This window comes from Porphyromonas catoniae ATCC 51270, from assembly GCF_000565015.1.
Taxonomy (GTDB): domain Bacteria; phylum Bacteroidota; class Bacteroidia; order Bacteroidales; family Porphyromonadaceae; genus Porphyromonas; species Porphyromonas catoniae.
Map to the genome: position 1 here is coordinate 145,004 of NZ_JDFF01000008.1, position 14,721 is coordinate 159,724.

At 53.0% G+C, this 14,721-nt stretch carries 13 protein-coding genes and 1 rRNA gene; 4 read left to right on the forward strand and 10 right to left on the reverse strand.

All coding sequences use genetic code 11. From position 1 onward, the window contains the following. Nucleotides 1-31: 31 nt before the first annotated feature. The 10 genes from HMPREF0636_RS01710 to HMPREF0636_RS01755 all read right to left on the reverse strand — a co-directional run bounded on the left by HMPREF0636_RS01710 (nt 32) and on the right by HMPREF0636_RS01755 (nt 10,887). A complete protein-coding gene (locus HMPREF0636_RS01710; RefSeq protein WP_052328696.1) occupies nt 32-841 on the reverse strand; it encodes a tRNA1(Val) (adenine(37)-N6)-methyltransferase in 810 nt (269 codons plus the stop codon). Then, complete coding sequence (locus HMPREF0636_RS01715) at nt 838-2,250, reverse strand: methyltransferase RsmF C-terminal domain-like protein (protein ID WP_044168045.1); 1,413 nt, start codon at nt 2,248-2,250, stop codon at nt 838-840. Before HMPREF0636_RS01715 ends, HMPREF0636_RS01710 begins: the two co-directional genes overlap by 4 nt. Before the next feature lie 17 nt (nt 2,251-2,267). Beyond that, entirely contained in the window at nt 2,268-2,981 is a 714-nt protein-coding gene (locus tag HMPREF0636_RS01720) for an SAM-dependent methyltransferase (RefSeq protein ID WP_044168046.1), read from the reverse strand. A 28-nt stretch (nt 2,982-3,009) separates the two neighbouring features. Continuing rightward, the gene (locus HMPREF0636_RS01725) at nt 3,010-4,155 is read right to left on the reverse strand and encodes a hypothetical protein (RefSeq protein ID WP_044168048.1); all 1,146 of its coding nucleotides are present in this window, start codon (nt 4,153-4,155) and stop codon (nt 3,010-3,012) included. 745 nt (nt 4,156-4,900) lie between these two features. Beyond that, nucleotides 4,901-6,142 (reverse strand): NADH:ubiquinone reductase (Na(+)-transporting) subunit F, encoded by a 1,242-nt coding sequence (gene nqrF, locus HMPREF0636_RS01730; RefSeq protein ID WP_044168050.1) that lies wholly within the window; start codon nt 6,140-6,142, stop codon nt 4,901-4,903. Nucleotides 6,143-6,166: 24 nt separating this feature from the next. Beyond that, nucleotides 6,167-6,865 (reverse strand): NADH:ubiquinone reductase (Na(+)-transporting) subunit E, encoded by a 699-nt coding sequence (gene nqrE, locus HMPREF0636_RS01735; RefSeq protein ID WP_005468260.1) that lies wholly within the window; start codon nt 6,863-6,865, stop codon nt 6,167-6,169. 29 nt (nt 6,866-6,894) lie between these two features. Beyond that, nucleotides 6,895-7,536, reverse strand: coding sequence for an NADH:ubiquinone reductase (Na(+)-transporting) subunit D (gene nqrD, locus HMPREF0636_RS01740; RefSeq protein WP_005468261.1), 642 nt, complete (start codon nt 7,534-7,536; stop codon nt 6,895-6,897). A 2-nt stretch (nt 7,537-7,538) separates the two neighbouring features. Then, complete coding sequence (gene nqrC, locus HMPREF0636_RS01745; RefSeq protein ID WP_005468262.1) at nt 7,539-8,273, reverse strand: NADH:ubiquinone reductase (Na(+)-transporting) subunit C; 735 nt, start codon at nt 8,271-8,273, stop codon at nt 7,539-7,541. Nucleotides 8,274-8,289: 16 nt separating this feature from the next. Further along, a complete protein-coding gene (locus HMPREF0636_RS01750) occupies nt 8,290-9,501 on the reverse strand; it encodes an NADH:ubiquinone reductase (Na(+)-transporting) subunit B (RefSeq protein WP_005468263.1) in 1,212 nt (403 codons plus the stop codon). Nucleotides 9,502-9,534: 33 nt separating this feature from the next. Continuing rightward, nucleotides 9,535-10,887, reverse strand: a complete 1,353-nt coding sequence (locus HMPREF0636_RS01755; RefSeq protein ID WP_044168051.1) for a Na(+)-translocating NADH-quinone reductase subunit A — start codon at nt 10,885-10,887, stop codon at nt 9,535-9,537. Between the two features lie 672 nt (nt 10,888-11,559). Between HMPREF0636_RS01755 and pfkA the strand changes: the two genes are divergently transcribed. The 4 genes from pfkA to HMPREF0636_RS01775 all read left to right on the forward strand — a co-directional run. Continuing rightward, nucleotides 11,560-12,540, forward strand: a complete 981-nt coding sequence (gene pfkA / locus HMPREF0636_RS01760; RefSeq protein WP_044168053.1) for a 6-phosphofructokinase — start codon at nt 11,560-11,562, stop codon at nt 12,538-12,540. Further along, entirely contained in the window at nt 12,515-13,603 is a 1,089-nt protein-coding gene (gene mutY / locus HMPREF0636_RS01765; RefSeq protein ID WP_044168054.1) for an A/G-specific adenine glycosylase, read from the forward strand. Before pfkA ends, mutY begins: the two co-directional genes overlap by 26 nt. 71 nt (nt 13,604-13,674) lie before the next feature. Continuing rightward, the gene (gene rpmH / locus HMPREF0636_RS01770) at nt 13,675-13,821 is read left to right on the forward strand and encodes a 50S ribosomal protein L34 (RefSeq protein WP_005468272.1); all 147 of its coding nucleotides are present in this window, start codon (nt 13,675-13,677) and stop codon (nt 13,819-13,821) included. Between the two features lie 602 nt (nt 13,822-14,423). Next, a 23S ribosomal RNA gene (locus tag HMPREF0636_RS01775) occupies nt 14,424-14,721 on the forward strand; the annotation flags it as partial.

A 14,721-nucleotide genomic window follows, 5' to 3' on the forward strand; every position in this document is an offset into this window, starting at 1 on the left:
CTTCTATTTTGTTGCTTGATTAATTGTTGTCTCAAAGAGCTTCTTCGTGTGTAGTGCCCTGTGTTTTACCCCCTGCCTCAGCTTCCTCTCCGCTGTCTAAGAGGAAGGCTGAGAGGAGTGACCGATAGGCTTCGGAGGGCTTTCCCTTTCTATCGAGGAGCGTGAAGTGTGAGGTGTGCGTAGGGATATAGGGCTCGCAGAGCGAGAGCTTACGCCAGAGGGTAATCGTCCGGATGAGGCGATTGGGAGAGGAGTAGATGTAGGCGAGTTCCGAGAGCCTGAGTAGAGACTCCGTAGCTATCCTGCGCATGGAGGGTAGGAGAGCTGATGGAGTAATGAGAGCCAGTGACCCAGAGGGACTAAGCAGCCCAGAGGCATGACGTAGGAGCGTCTCAGGGGAAAGCCCATCGGCCTCTGTGTGACGAGCCAGCTGACGCTGTTCGTGGGGTGAGGGAACGTCCTCGATGAAGTAGGGCGGATTGGATACAATGAGGTCGAAGCCCGTGTGCGCAGACGAGGCAAAGGCTTTGACGGCATCGAGGTAGTTCACTTCGTGTAGGGTAAGGCGATTTGTGTAGGGTGAGGCCTCGATATTCGCCGCTGCATCACGGCAGGCAGCATTATCTACTTCCCATGCCTCAATGTTTGCAGAGGGGAAACGCTCGGCCAGCATAAGGGCGATAATCCCCGTACCTGTACCAACATCTAGGAGATGCAAGGGAGGTGAAGGAAGTGTAGCGAAAGGCCATGCCCCAAGTAGTAAGGCATCCGTCCCTACCTTCTGTGCAGCCTCTCCGTGGCGGATGGTAAAGGGTTTGAGCCGAAAGATATTGTCGGTCATTTCGCCTCGATCAGGGAGCGTATCTGCTCTGGGTGACGTATGCGCCAAGCCTGAGGATATAGATTATTTGAGCGTGTGCCTAGGTGCTTCATGAAGCCAAGGGCTAGCCCTTTATAGTGGACGAGTACCCACCCTCGTGGTGTGGCTTCGGGTAGGGAGATCGCCTCACGTGCGAGGTAGCGGATCGCTTCCTCATGGGAGAGTTCAACCGAGGGGAAGGCATCAGGTGATCGGTATTCACTGAGGGCGAGGGCTGGATGGGGTAGGAAGTCACGCCCCTTCGCCTCGGCAACCTGCACGCCAGCTGTGAGGATGGGTATTTTGTAGCTCTTTAGTTCATCGGCTAGCTGTGCTACCCGAGGAGGCATTGCCACGATTAAATCTTCGCTGGGGCGCTGCCACACAAGGTGCTCTCGCTTCTCGGGGCAAAGCCATGCGGAGACCTCTTGTGGTGGCTGAGTGGGGGTCTGGGGCTTTCCCTTGGAGGCTTTGCGGTATATAGAGGGTTCGTTTTCTCCACGCTTTCGCAGTAGAGCTAGGAAAAGTCCCTCTCCCTCCGTACGGTGGGGCATCATTCGATAACAAGGGAAGTCCACAAGTGCCGACGGGGTAACGGCTGGTGGTAAATCACCCAAGGGAAGAGCCTCTGCACCTAGCTCATCGAGGATGAATTGTACCATATCCTCGTTCTCTAGCCTATTGAATGTGCAGGTGCTGTAGACGAGTAGACCTCCGGGGCGAAGTGCAGGCCAAATATCCTCTAAGATGCTACGCTGACGCTCCGCACACTGCCTAACCAGCTCCTCAGACCACTGGGTGCGAGCCTCGTTATCCTTACGAAACATCCCTTCGCCCGAGCATGGTGCATCGACGAGGATAAGGTCGAAGGTTTGCTTGAGTTTACCTAGCGTACGTGGCTCTGTCGAGGTAACAAGAAATGTTGCTGCGCCCCACTTCAGGAGATTTTCGGCCAGCACCTGAGCTCGTGAGCGAATGATTTCGTTGCTCACCAGCGCACTCTCTGGCGGGAGTAGATCCAGCAGTAGGGTACTCTTCCCCCCAGGGGCAGCACAGAGGTCAAGGGCTTTGAGTGGCTCCTCGCCGAGGTAAGGTGCGATATGGCTAAGGAGCATTGATGAGGCTTCCTGTACATAATACCCCCCAGAGTGCCAGAGAGGATCTGCCGTGAAGCTTGGCCGCTCGCTGAGGTAATGACCCAGTCCATTTGACCAAGGGACGAGCCCACGACAGTGGAAAGGAACAAAGGTCTCACACGGCTTACGACGATTGAAGCGTACCGAGACGATAGGCTCAGTCTCTAGAGAGGCAAGGAGAGCCTCTGCTTCATCAGGCAGAAGCGATGTAATCGATTTGCAGAAGGCAGGTTTAATAGGGTCAAGCTGAGGCATAGTGGTAAGCGAGCCTATTACCTTCCCAGTAGGAAGATCGTCGGAATCTTATGGATGTTGGGGATGTTTCCTCGCCATGCCGAGAGGCTTTTGGTCTGAAGGACAGCCTCGGGTGACGTAAGGGCAGAGGCAATACATAGCATTGTGTTGCCCGAGCAGTGGCGGATAAGTTGCTCAACGAGTTGCACGTTGCGGTAAGGTGTCTCGATGAAGATCTGTGTCTCTCCACAGCTACGGATGCGCCCCTCCATCTCTCGTAGAGCCTCTGTCCGCTCCCGCTCATCAATCGGTAGATACCCACGGAAAGCAAACCTCTGACCATTAAAGCCCGAGCCCATGAGGGCCATAAGTATGGAGCTGGGCCCAACGAGAGGAATAACTGTGATTCCCTTACGTTGAGCCAGTGCCACGACATCCGCACCAGGATCGGCTACCGCAGGGCAACCAGCCTCAGAGATTACCCCCACAGGCTGTCCATTCAGTGCGGGTAGTAGGTAGTCAGCGATTGCCTCAGGAGCGGTGTGCTTATTCAGTTCGTATAAGGTCAGCTGGTCTATATCCAACGTCCGATCTATAGCCTTGAGGAAGCGTCGTGCGGAGCGGATATTCTCCACGATGAAGTGATGAATAGTGGGGATGAGGCTTGCGTTATACGCAGGTAGGCAGGTTGAATGATCTACTTCAGCTAGTGGTACGGGGATGAGGTAGAGCGTGCCGAGGGTCTGTGCCATAGCGTCTAGGTCGTGTATGGAGAGAGGGTTAGGGCTGACTGCTTGAGCGCAGGCGGTGAGCCAAAAGGACTGTCTGCTCTAGGTAAGGGAGCTCTGAGCGTAGGTATGGAGCAAAGTCACGCTCGCTAAGCCGAGGGGTCACATGTTCGATTGGCCACCATTTCCCCTTGGTAGGGAGGCAATCAATCAGCAAGAGTCTTGGGTCTTCGATCTCTACACTAAAGAGGTAAACGCTCAAGGGCTGTCCGTCCAAGGTCTCGTGATAATGCAAGAGAAAGCGTGGGTGCGCTCTACGAATGCCACAAAAGCGAAGGTCAATCAACTCCTGAGCAACCTGCTCAGGCTGACAGCCCTCTGTGAGCCAGGCGATGAATGGTGTGTCGTAACCCGAAGTTGAGGGAAGCGTGATGCGCTCTGCTTGCTCGAGATAGACCATGTGCTCGGTCGTGGTGATGAGTCGCACTACGGGGAGGCGTCCCTGTCCACTGCGAGGTGTCGTCATCGGCACGCGTCCGATGATCTGTTGCTTGTCGTTCATTACGGGTATCCACACCTCATGTTGTAGACGTTTATTGACCCAGATGAGGTGTAAGCTCTCCAGCGTATAGATCCCACCAGCGAAGGCAGCGATGAGCATCGAGGAGATGGAGCGAAGCCTTGCCCACTCTAGGGGGCATATCTCTAGATTGACGAGGATAAAGCCTAATGCAAGTATAGAGAAAGCCGAGAGGATACGTTCAAAGCGAAGTCGCTCAGCACGGAGTATCTTCCCACGGATGCACGAGCATTGCTGGTTTAGATCCTTGGGACGTGTGTACCAGCGGTAGGTGAGTAGGACAAGGCTACTGATGAGGTAGCTCACTAGGAGAAGCCCCTGCACTCCGAGAGGGTGCTGGCATAGTCTAGGTAGGGCGAGTAGGGATAGACCCCAGAGCAAGCTCACCAAGACGGATTGCCCGACTACGGATCTATTCACTGCGAGCCAGCCCAAGGCTCTGATGAGGAGGATACACAAAATGAAGCACACCACCACGCTACCCCATGCCACGAAGGGTGGGTACACACAACTCAAGGCTAACCCCAGAGGGAAGGTGAAAAGCTCGGTAGGGAGGGGTAGTCGAAAGGCTCTCAGCCTACGTAGGGTCTGTTGCAACGTCTTTGTCTTCTTGCTCATTCGTCTATACAACATGCCCCTAGAGGACGAGGTTCACACTCTATTTATCTTCATCTCAGCACATAAGGCGGGTGGAGAGGAATCTTAGACCTTCTGACCGTCTCCGTTGTCCCAGAATGTTAATTTTCGTTTCATGCTTGCTTCCTTAATCACTCCTCCGGTTGTGTTTGTAATGCACTTGTTTATAGTGGTATAGTAGAGTTTTATAAATCGTCCCTAAGAGTTATGGTAACTTGCTTCAACGACTTACCATAACTCGCCAAAGCGACTTACCATAACTCGTCGCCAAAAGTTGCCATAACTTATCTTCGCGAGTTACCATAACTCGTTGAGGGATGAGTTATAGTAACTCATCGTCTTTTCTTCACAGAATATTACGGCATTTCTGCTGATGCCTGTCGGAAGGGTGAAGGTAGAGGCTGGTATTGTCTCTTGTGACGAAGGATTGGACTTACAAGGGCAAGGAGCTAGAAAAGCCCTTTGCTCTGAGGTTTGCCCTTACTTGGGAGCTTTAGGGATGGAGCAGGTCGGACAGAGGCAAGGTTATATCCATTTTCTCCAGAGGAATATGTGCAGTTAGTGAGCGGTGCATTCTATCTCCGCCTAGAGAGATCCTTTGCTTATGGGAATCAGAGGCTAAAGAAGAGATATAGGAGAGGGCTTAGGGGAATATAAACACACCAGCCGTAAGCAGGGCTCACGGCTGGTGTGAAAAATCAGTAAGACTGATAGTATGGAGCGTGGACTAGCCTCCGAAGTCGTCGAAGAAGAGCTGACTGCGCTCTACCCCGAGGTTCTCGAGCATTACCTTGACGGCATTAGCCATAGGGCCAGGACCGCACATGTAGTATTCGATATCTTCGGGAGCTTCGTGATCCTTGAGGTAGTTGTCGAGGATGACCTGATGGATGAAGCCTGTGTAGCCCGTCCAGTTGTCCTCGGGCTGAGGATCGGAGAGGGCGATATGGAAGGAGAAGTTGGGGAACTGCTTCTCGATCTCGCGGAAGTCTTCTTCGTAGAAGATCTCCTTCTTGCTTCGTGCACCATACCAGTAGGAGACCTTACGACCCGTATGTAGGGTACGGAAGAGGTGCAGGATCTGTGCACGTAGGGGAGCCATACCAGCACCACCACCGATGTAGAGCATCTCAGCGTCGGTGTCCTGAATGTGGAAGTCTCCGTAAGGACCGCTCATGCGCACCTTGTCACCTGGCTTGAGGGAGAAGATGTATGAGGAGGAGATACCTGGCGATACGGGGAGCCACTTGTGCGTAGCGCGATCCATAGGAGGCGTAGCGATACGTACGTTTAGCGTGATGATGTTCCCCTCAGCAGGGTAGTTGGCCATGGAGTAGGCACGGATCGTCTCGGTGTCGTTGTGGCAGGTTAGGCTCCACATGTCGAAGTGATCCCAGTCCCCACGGAACTTCTCGTCGATGTCGTAGTCGGCATACTTGATGTCGTAGGGAGGGATGGTAATCTGTGCGTAGCTACCGCTCTTGAAGTTCATCACTTCACCCTCAGGAAGCTTGACGACAAACTCCTTGATGAAGGTCGATACGTTGCGGTTCGATATGACCTCGCATTCCCATTCCTTCACACCAAAGACAGACTCAGGTACGATGACCTGCATGTCTTCCTTGACCTTGGTCTGACAGGAGAGGCGCCAGTGCTCCTTTTGCTCCTTGCGGGAGAAGAAGCCTGTCTCGGTAGGTAGGATCTCACCGCCACCCTCTACGACACGGCAACGGCACTGACCGCAGGAGCCACTACCACCGCAGGCAGAGGAGAGGTAGATGTTCTGACCCTGTAGGGTATTGAGCAGAGTACCGCCGATGGGTACCTCTAGTTCCTTCTCGCCATTGACGGTGAGCTTAACGTTTCCAGAGGGTACGAGCTTGCTCTTTGCGACAAGCAGGATGACCACCAGAAGGAGTGTGAGCAGGAGGAAGACCCCGACACTCACCAGTATAATGGTTGTGTTCATTATGACTTATATACCTGATCTATGTTAGTTCGCCTCTACCCCTGATGGTGCTTGGGTAGCCTCTACTTGCTCTGTCTGGCTCTGCTGTGCCTTGTCGTCAGCAGCCTGGAGCTTAACCCCAGAGAAGCTTAGGAAGGCGATACCCATCAGCGCCGTGATGATGAAGGTGATCCCGAGGCCACGTAGGGGCTTGGGGATATCTGAGTACTGGATCTTCTCACGTATGGCGGCCATACCGACGATGGCAAGCATCCATCCGATCCCAGACCCGAAGCCGTAGACTGTGGCCTCACCGATACCGGGGAACTCACGCTGCTGCATGAAGAGTGATCCCCCAAGGATGGCGCAGTTCACTGCGATCAGTGGGAGGAAGATCCCGAGTGAAGCGTAGAGGGAGGGGCTGAATCGCTCAACGAGCATCTCGACGAGCTGCGTGAAGGCAGCGATCACCGCAATGAAGATGATGAACGAGAGGAACGAGAGGTCGATCCCCGAAGCCTCCGCACCTAGTAGCCACTCGAGTGCGCCCTGCTTGAAGACCTTGGTCTCGAGTAGGTAGTTGATCGGTAGCGTGCAGGTGAGGATGAAGGTTACTGCTATCCCCAGTCCAAATGACGTCTTAACGTTCTTCGATACTGCTAGGAATGAGCACATCCCTAGGTAGTAAGCGAAGATCATGTTATCGATAAAGATCGACCTAAAGAATAAGGCTAATGAATCCATTCTTTCTTAGTTCTATTTGTCGTGGGAGATTAGTTTTCCTGTAGCTCCTTGTTGTAGGAGCGGTGTATCCATATCAGTACGGCGACAGATATGAGAGCCATCGGGGGGAGGATCATAAGCCCGTTGTTTACGTAGCCGTGGATACCATCCGTAGCGTAGAAGCTCTGAGGGATGATCTGATAGCCAAGCAGCGTACCCGAGCCGAAGAGCTCACGGAAGAAGCCGACAGCCACCAGCACAGCACCGTAGCCTAGACCATTACCGATCCCGTCGAGGAAGGACTCCCAGGGGCCGTTACCAAGGGCGAAGGCCTCAAGGCGTCCCATGAGGATACAGTTCGTGATGATCAGACCGACGAAGACGGAGAGCTGCTTGCTCACGTCATAGGCGTAGGCCTTGAGCACTTCGCTCACGATGGTCACCAGTGTAGCGGCGACGACGAGCTGTACGATGATACGGATACGATTGGGGATCGTCTTGCGTAGTAGCGAGATCACGACGTTCGAGAAGGCTACGACGACAGTCACGGAGAGAGCCATGACGATCGAGGGCTCGAGCTTGGAGGTGACCGCTAGTGCGGAGCAGATACCGAGCATCTGCACCATGATAGGGTTGTTCTTGCTCAGTGGCCCTACGAGTGTTTCTTTATTCTTCTTGTTCCAGAGTGACATGGCTACTGGGCGTTATAGGTTAGGAGAAACTGCTGAAAGGGTGCAAGCGAGGCGGCGAGCATATCGTGGACACCGTTGCTGGTGAGGGTACCACCAGAGATACCATCGACGTAGTCCTTGTCCTCGGCGACCTGTCCACTCTTGACGACAGCGATACCTGTGAAGACACCTTCACGGAAGATCTGCTTGCCCTTGAACTGATCGGCGAAGTGTGGGGTGGAGATCTCAGCACCTAGCCCTGGGGTCTCCCCAGCGTTACCGAAGTCTGCACCTACGACGCTGGAGTGGTCTGCGGCATCGATGGCGATGTAGCCCCAGATCTTATTCCAGAGACCAGCCCCGTTCATAGGCAGTACGTAGATGGTCTTGCCATTTACCTCAGCTATGTAGACGGGTAGGGGGCGCTTCTCGCCCTTGGCGATGAGCTTGTAGTCGAGCTCGGTGTTAGCCTTGAAGGCTTCGCTCTGTCCGATCTGGTCGCCCTCAGCTGTGGAGACGACCTGCCCATCAGCATTGACCATCAGCTCCTTCTTGATAAGGCTCTTGTAGGTCGGGATGACGTTAGCCTTATCGGGGGTCTGTCCTAGTGCACGTAGGATCTGCTCCATCTTGTCGATGTTGGCATTCTCCTCCTGTGAAGGCTTGAGTAGTATATTGGCACCTGCCAGTAGCACGGCAGCCAGGATGACCATCACAGCTGCGTAGATGATCACGTATGAATTCTTATCTCTATTCATCTTCGTAGCGTTGTGATTAGTTCTTTGCCTTGGAGGCTAGGCGGGCAAGACGCTTCTGCGTATTGCGCTCTACCACGATGTAGTCGATGAGCGGAGCGAAGGTATTCAGCAGTAGGATAGCTAGCATCATCCCCTCTGCGTAACCTGCGTTGAGTACGCGGATGAAGACGACCATGATCCCGATGAGGAACCCATAGATCCACTTACCTGTCTCCGTACGAGCGGCTGTGACGGGGTCAGTAGCCATGAAGACGATCCCGAAGGCGAAGCCCCCATAGAGCAGGTGCTGTAGTGGGGTGATCTGCATCGCTGCGGTTGCACCGATTGCGTTGAAGCCAAGAGCCATCACGATAGCACCTACGACACCAGATACCATGATCTTGTAGCTCGCTATCCCCGTGAAGATGAGGATGAAGGCACCGATCAGGATCGCTAGGGTAGAGACCTCTCCGACAGAGCCTGGGAGGAAGCCGAAGAAGGCATCCAGATCCGTCAGAGGCTGACCTAGGGTGTTGTGTACATCGGGGAGCATCCCCTTGGCAGCAGCGATCTGGCCTAGTGGTGTAGCACCGGAGAAGCCATCCACGGCTGCGCCCTCTCCTCCGAGACCGAAGGTAGAGCTGAGGCGTACCCAGACCTTATCACCCGACATAGCTGCGGGATAGGAGAAGAATAGGAAGGCACGTGTGACTAGAGCCACGTTGAAGACGTTGTAGCCCGTACCGCCGAAGACCTCCTTAGCGAAGATCACAGCGAAGGCCGTAGCGATAGCCATCATCCATAGCGGTGTCTCTACGGGGATGATCATGGGGATCAGGATACCCGTCACGAGGAAGCCCTCCTGGATCTCTTCGTGCTTGATCTGGGCGATGATGAACTCGATCCCTAGTCCCACAGCATAGGAGACCACGATCTGAGGAAGCACAGAGAGGAAGCCATAGAAGAAGGTGCTCCAGAAGCTACCCTCTATACCCAAGGCTGTATTGTGCTGAAGCCCTACATTGTACATACCGAAGAGCAGCGCAGGCAGTAGAGCGAAGATCACTACGCTCATCGTGCGCTTGCTGTCGATCGCATCATGCACATGCGCCCCACGACGCTTAGCGGTCGTATTGGGCACGAAGAGGAACGTCTCAAAGCCGTCGAATACAGACTCCAGCGCTGAGAAGCGTCCCCCCTTAGTGAAGGCGGGCTTTATCTTGTCGATTTGTTTTCTTAATGCGTTCAAGGTCTTTGTCCGTTTATTGTGAAACCTTTCGTGTTAGTTCATCTCCTTATACAGCTCATCCAGCCCCTGGCGTACGATCTGCTGTAGGGGGATCTTAGAGGTGTCAACGAACTCGCAGACGGAGAAGTCTTCTGGGGCTACCTCATAGATACCACGTGCCTCCATATCGTTGATGTTAAAGGCGATGATGCTCTTGAGGAGGAACTCTGGATAGATGTCCATTGGAAATACACGGTCGTACTCGCCACTCATGATCATCGCACGACGACCACCCTTGACACGCGCATCCAGTGTATACTCCTTCTTGGGCATGAGCCAGGAGAAGTAGCTGCGGCTGCGGCTGTACTCCTTCAGGCGAGGCAGTGCCCAGCCGAAGAGCTCGTGGACATCATCACCCTCGGGGATGATGGTGATCTGGTCTATGCCGAGGCTCATGCGCTCGTGCTCCTCATCGACCTTGACACCCGTGAAGACGTCGCCCTCGATGATGCGTTCGTGCGCACCCTTCTTGCCTAGGCGACCTGCTAGAGCCTCCTCGAAGCGTGCTCCGGGTAGGACCTTTACGTAGCCTGTTTCCTTGGCCTCCGAGCCCGTGAGGGCGATCGTACGGCTGTAGTCTACCTTACCGGTCTTGAGGAAGCGACCGATGACGAGTAGGTCGGTAGCCTTGAGGGTCCAGACGGTCTCTTCCTTGTTGATGGGGGCGGTGTGGTTGATCAGTACACCGACGAGGCCTGCGGGGTGTGGCCCACGTACCTCGACACGCTCTACACCCTGTAGACCTGTTAGCTCACCTGCGCCTACACCCACGTAGACCTTGCCTGAGGTCAGCTTGGTGAGGGCATCTAGGGCGAGCTGTAGCTCATCCTCACGGCCATGCACTAGGTAGCTGAACTTGGGGGCTAGGGGGGCGGTAAGGTTCGCCGTGACGAAGATATCCCTAGGCTCGGCATTGGGGTTGGCCAGACGGTCGTAGGGGCGCTGCTTGAAGAAGCTGAACATCCCGCTCTCCAGCAGGAGGGCAAGTACCTCAGCACGCTCCATCCCCTTGAGCCCTTCGGTAGCGAAGTGCTTGTATTCGATCGTTGCATCAGGCTTCACCTCTACGCTAAGCACCTTACGCTTGGCACCGCGGTGGACAGCGACCACCTCACCACTGACGGGGGAGGTTAATTTTAGCTCGGGGATCTGCTTGTGGTACATGAGGGCATCCCCTGCCTGTACCCGATCTCCAGGCTGAACGATCACTTTAGGGACGAACCCGATGTAATCATCAGGAGAGAGGGCATAGGAAGTGCCTCTTGCAGCGGCTGCAAGCTCTACCTCCTCAGCCTTTCCCTTCAGATTCAGCGTCAGTCCTTTCTTTATCGTGATAATGTTCGGCATAACACGTGATTGATGATATGTTTATTTAAATTATGTGGGTACAAAAGTACATAATCTTTGCCATACTCTACCTATAATAAGGTATATATAATCTGTCGTGTTCGGGGGAGGGTTGTGGTAGTCAGAAGGAGGAGGCTAAGTTTGGCTTTAAAGATGAGTCCAGAGGGGAGAAGGGCGAAGGTGCTGTTAAGGATCTCGCTTCTCTCTTTTCGCCTTTTCCTTGATGTATAGATTTAGGTGCTTTGGTCTCCTCGATAACACATTCTTGCTACCACCAGATAGGTACACCCGTAACCTCCCAAGAGGTAGCCTCGATACCTCATGATAGGTTACGGGGATACCTCAGGAGGGTTTCCCCCGATACCTCTATGAGGGGTGTGAGGAGTCGTTGGTGAAGGGGGGGGCGTGGGGGTAGGCAGAGTGTCACCCAAGAGTGTGGGGTGAACAATGTGGGGATTGGAGGATTGTGTTCCTAGCAAGGTGCTGTCTGCTCCTTCCACGGCGAGCGAACAGCTGGCGGTTATCCATCGGATTATTCTCTTCGAATGAGGCTTTGGTTATAGGGGGATTCTGATGCTTGGGATAGAGCGGTGGTAAGAGATGAGCCGAAGGGATTAACTTATCTTTGCAGGCATAAAACATGGCATAGATTTCAAGAATAGAGAAGAAAATATGGCAACAATAAAGTGCATCGGGGTATTGACCTCAGGTGGAGATGCCCCAGGGATGAACGCTGCGATACGATCCGTCACACGCACGGCGATCTACCACGGCATACGTGTCAAGGGGATTTACCGAGGCTACAAGGGCCTGATTACGGGTGAGATTGAGGACTTTGAGACGCAGCATGTGAGCAATATCATCCAGCGAGGAGGGACAATCCTAAAGACAGCTCGTTGCCCAGAGTTTTGTACGGTGGAGGGGCGAGCATTAGCGCATGAGACCATGCGTGCCCATGGGATCGATGCCCTCGTTGTCATTGGAGGGGATGGGTCGCTATCTGGAGCAAGGGAGTTCGCAGAGGAGTATGACATCCCCATCGTTGGCCTGCCTGGCACAATTGACAATGACCTCTATGGTACAGATCTGACCATTGGCTACGATACCGCCCTCAATACCATTGTCTCCGCAGTGGATAAGATACGAGATACGGCCTCTTCGCATGAGCGCCTCTTCTTTGTTGAAGTAATGGGTCGTGAGGCGGGGTTCCTTGCGCTTAATGGGGCGATAGCCTCTGGAGCCGAAGCAGCTATTATTCCTGAGTATGCTTTTGAGAAGGATCAACTTGCCGAAACGATCGAGAATGGCTTCCGTAAGACAAAAAACAGCAGTATTGTATTGGTATCGGAGAGTGAGAGTACCGGGGGCGCGATGAAGGTCGCCGAACGTGTGGAGAAGGAATACCCGCAGTTTGACGTGCGGGTGGTTATCCTAGGACACATACAGCGTGGGGGCTCTCCTAGTGCGCAAGATCGTATCCTTGCTAGTCGTATGGGGGTGGCAGCAATAGAAGCCCTGCTCGAGGGGCAACGAAATGTGATGATTGGGATCGTCAATGACGCCCTCGTCTACGTGCCCTTCTCTAAGGCGATCAAGAAGAATAAGCCCATCGATGAGGATCTAGTAGATGCCCTCCGTATCCTCTCTATATAAGGCCATCCAGACACGGCTTGGGGCGTGGTATGACGTTTACCAGCGGCCTTTGCCTTGGCGACAGGAGGTCTCTGCCTATCATGTCCTCCTCTCTGAGGTTATCTTACAGCAGACGAGGGTAGATCAGGGCACTGCTTATTATCATCGTTTCACTGAGGCCTTCCCAAGGGTAGAGGATTTGGCTAATGCTTCGGAGGATGAGGTGCTACTACTCTGGCAGGGGCTAGGGTATTATTCCCGAGGGCGTAACCTAAGACGAGCGGCACAGATTATTGTCTCCGAGTTCGGGGGTGAATTGCCTCGTACACCAGAGGGGCTAAGCAGGCTTCCGGGCGTAGGCCCTTATACCCGTGGAGCCATCCTTTCCTTTGCCTATGATCTCCCTTATCCGACTGTGGATGGGAATGTGTACCGTGTGCTTAGTCGCCTCTTTGCCTTAACAGAGCCGATTGATACAACATCGGGGCAAAAGAAGTATTGGGAGCTAGCTGAGGCGTTGCTTGACCGCAAACACCCCAGCCGTCACAACCAAGCTCTCATCGAGCTGGGCGCACTCGTCTGCCTGCCTCGTCGACCACGCTGTGCCGAGTGTCCCGTCGTGGAGTACTGTGAAGCTCACCGCCTAGGTCTCGAGGAGCGACTTCCGATCAAGCAGGGTAAGATTAAGGTACTCCCTCGGTATATGTACTACTTCCTCGTGCGGATAGAGGATGGTGAAGGGCGAAAGTGCTTGATCCGTAGGCGTGAGGGTAGAGATATTTGGCATGGACTGTATGAGTATCCACTTATTGAGTCGGGGGAGACTCCACTTAGTATAGAGGGTCTTACGGAATCGGAGAGCTTTGCTCAGCTTACGGCATCGCTTCGCTCTCCTCGCTTTCACCCAATACCTCTCGCTACTCATGCGCACCGCCTTTCCCATAGACAGATTTATGCTTCGCTATTCCTGCTGGAGTGTGAAGGTCTCATTGGCTCTCCTGTCTATCAGGTAATCCCCGAGGAGGAGCAGTCTGCCTATGCCTTCCCTGTCCTCATTCAAAGGTTGCTGGAGAAGATTAGATAAAATTCGCTACCTTTGTGGCTCAATTTGCGTTACATAAGCATCGTACGAATAAAAATAGATAGATAGCAAAGATGAAAAGAACGTTCCAACCATCGAACAGAAAGAGAAAGAATAAGCATGGTTTCCGTGCTCGTATGGCCTCTGCTAATGGTCGCCGTGTGCTAGCTGCACGTCGTGCCAAGGGTCGTGCTAAGCTCAGTGTCTCAGACGAGTACTAGCCTTCCCCTCTTTCTATATCTCCAAAACGTAATAGGTCGTTAGTCGGCATCCCGACTGACGACCTATTCGCTTTTTCTTCGCCGAGCTTCTCCCATTGGCTTTAGTTTTGCCTCCTACCTATATTATAGTGTGTGGGAGTTCTAGATATAGTATGTGGCGGTTAATGGGCGAAAGCTCTACTAGTCTCATCGGTGTTTTCGATAATTTTGGGTGGTAATGGTTCTGTTTGTTGTCATCACCTTGATGGAGACTTTGCTGTTGAGGAGTGAAGGAGGTTCTTTTTTATGCCCAATTTTCCTTCTTGTAAGTCATTGAATTTAAGGCTGATGTTATTGGGTTTCGTTTTATAGATGGGTATAAATTTGGAATTATATTTGGAATTGAAGAATAAAAAGCATTACCTTTGCAACCGCAAAAGAGGGAAGCGCCTCTTGGGAATAAATTAGATTTGTGAAGTATCTTTCTGGGGAGACCTGGGAGGTTATGCTAAAGCGATCATTGACATACTTGATAAAAACAAACGAGAAAACAACGTAGAGCAAACAAAATAAGTTAGTATACAACCTGCGTGTGTTGATAGCAATATTAATATACGTTAGGCGCAAAAACAGGAAAGGGCAGACGGTGGATGCCTAGGCTCTCGGAGGCGACGAAGGACGTGATAAGCTGCGATAAGCTACGGGGATTGGCACATACAAATTGATCCGTAGATTTCCGAATGGGGCAACCCGGCATGTTGAAGACATGTCACACTGCAGAGCAGTGAGCGAACGTGGGGAACTGAAACATCTAAGTACCCATAGGAGAAGAAAACAAAAGTGATTCCCTTAGTAGTGGCGAGCGAACGGGGACTAGCCCAAACCTGCATTGTTTCGGCAACGCAGGGGTTGTAGGACTCC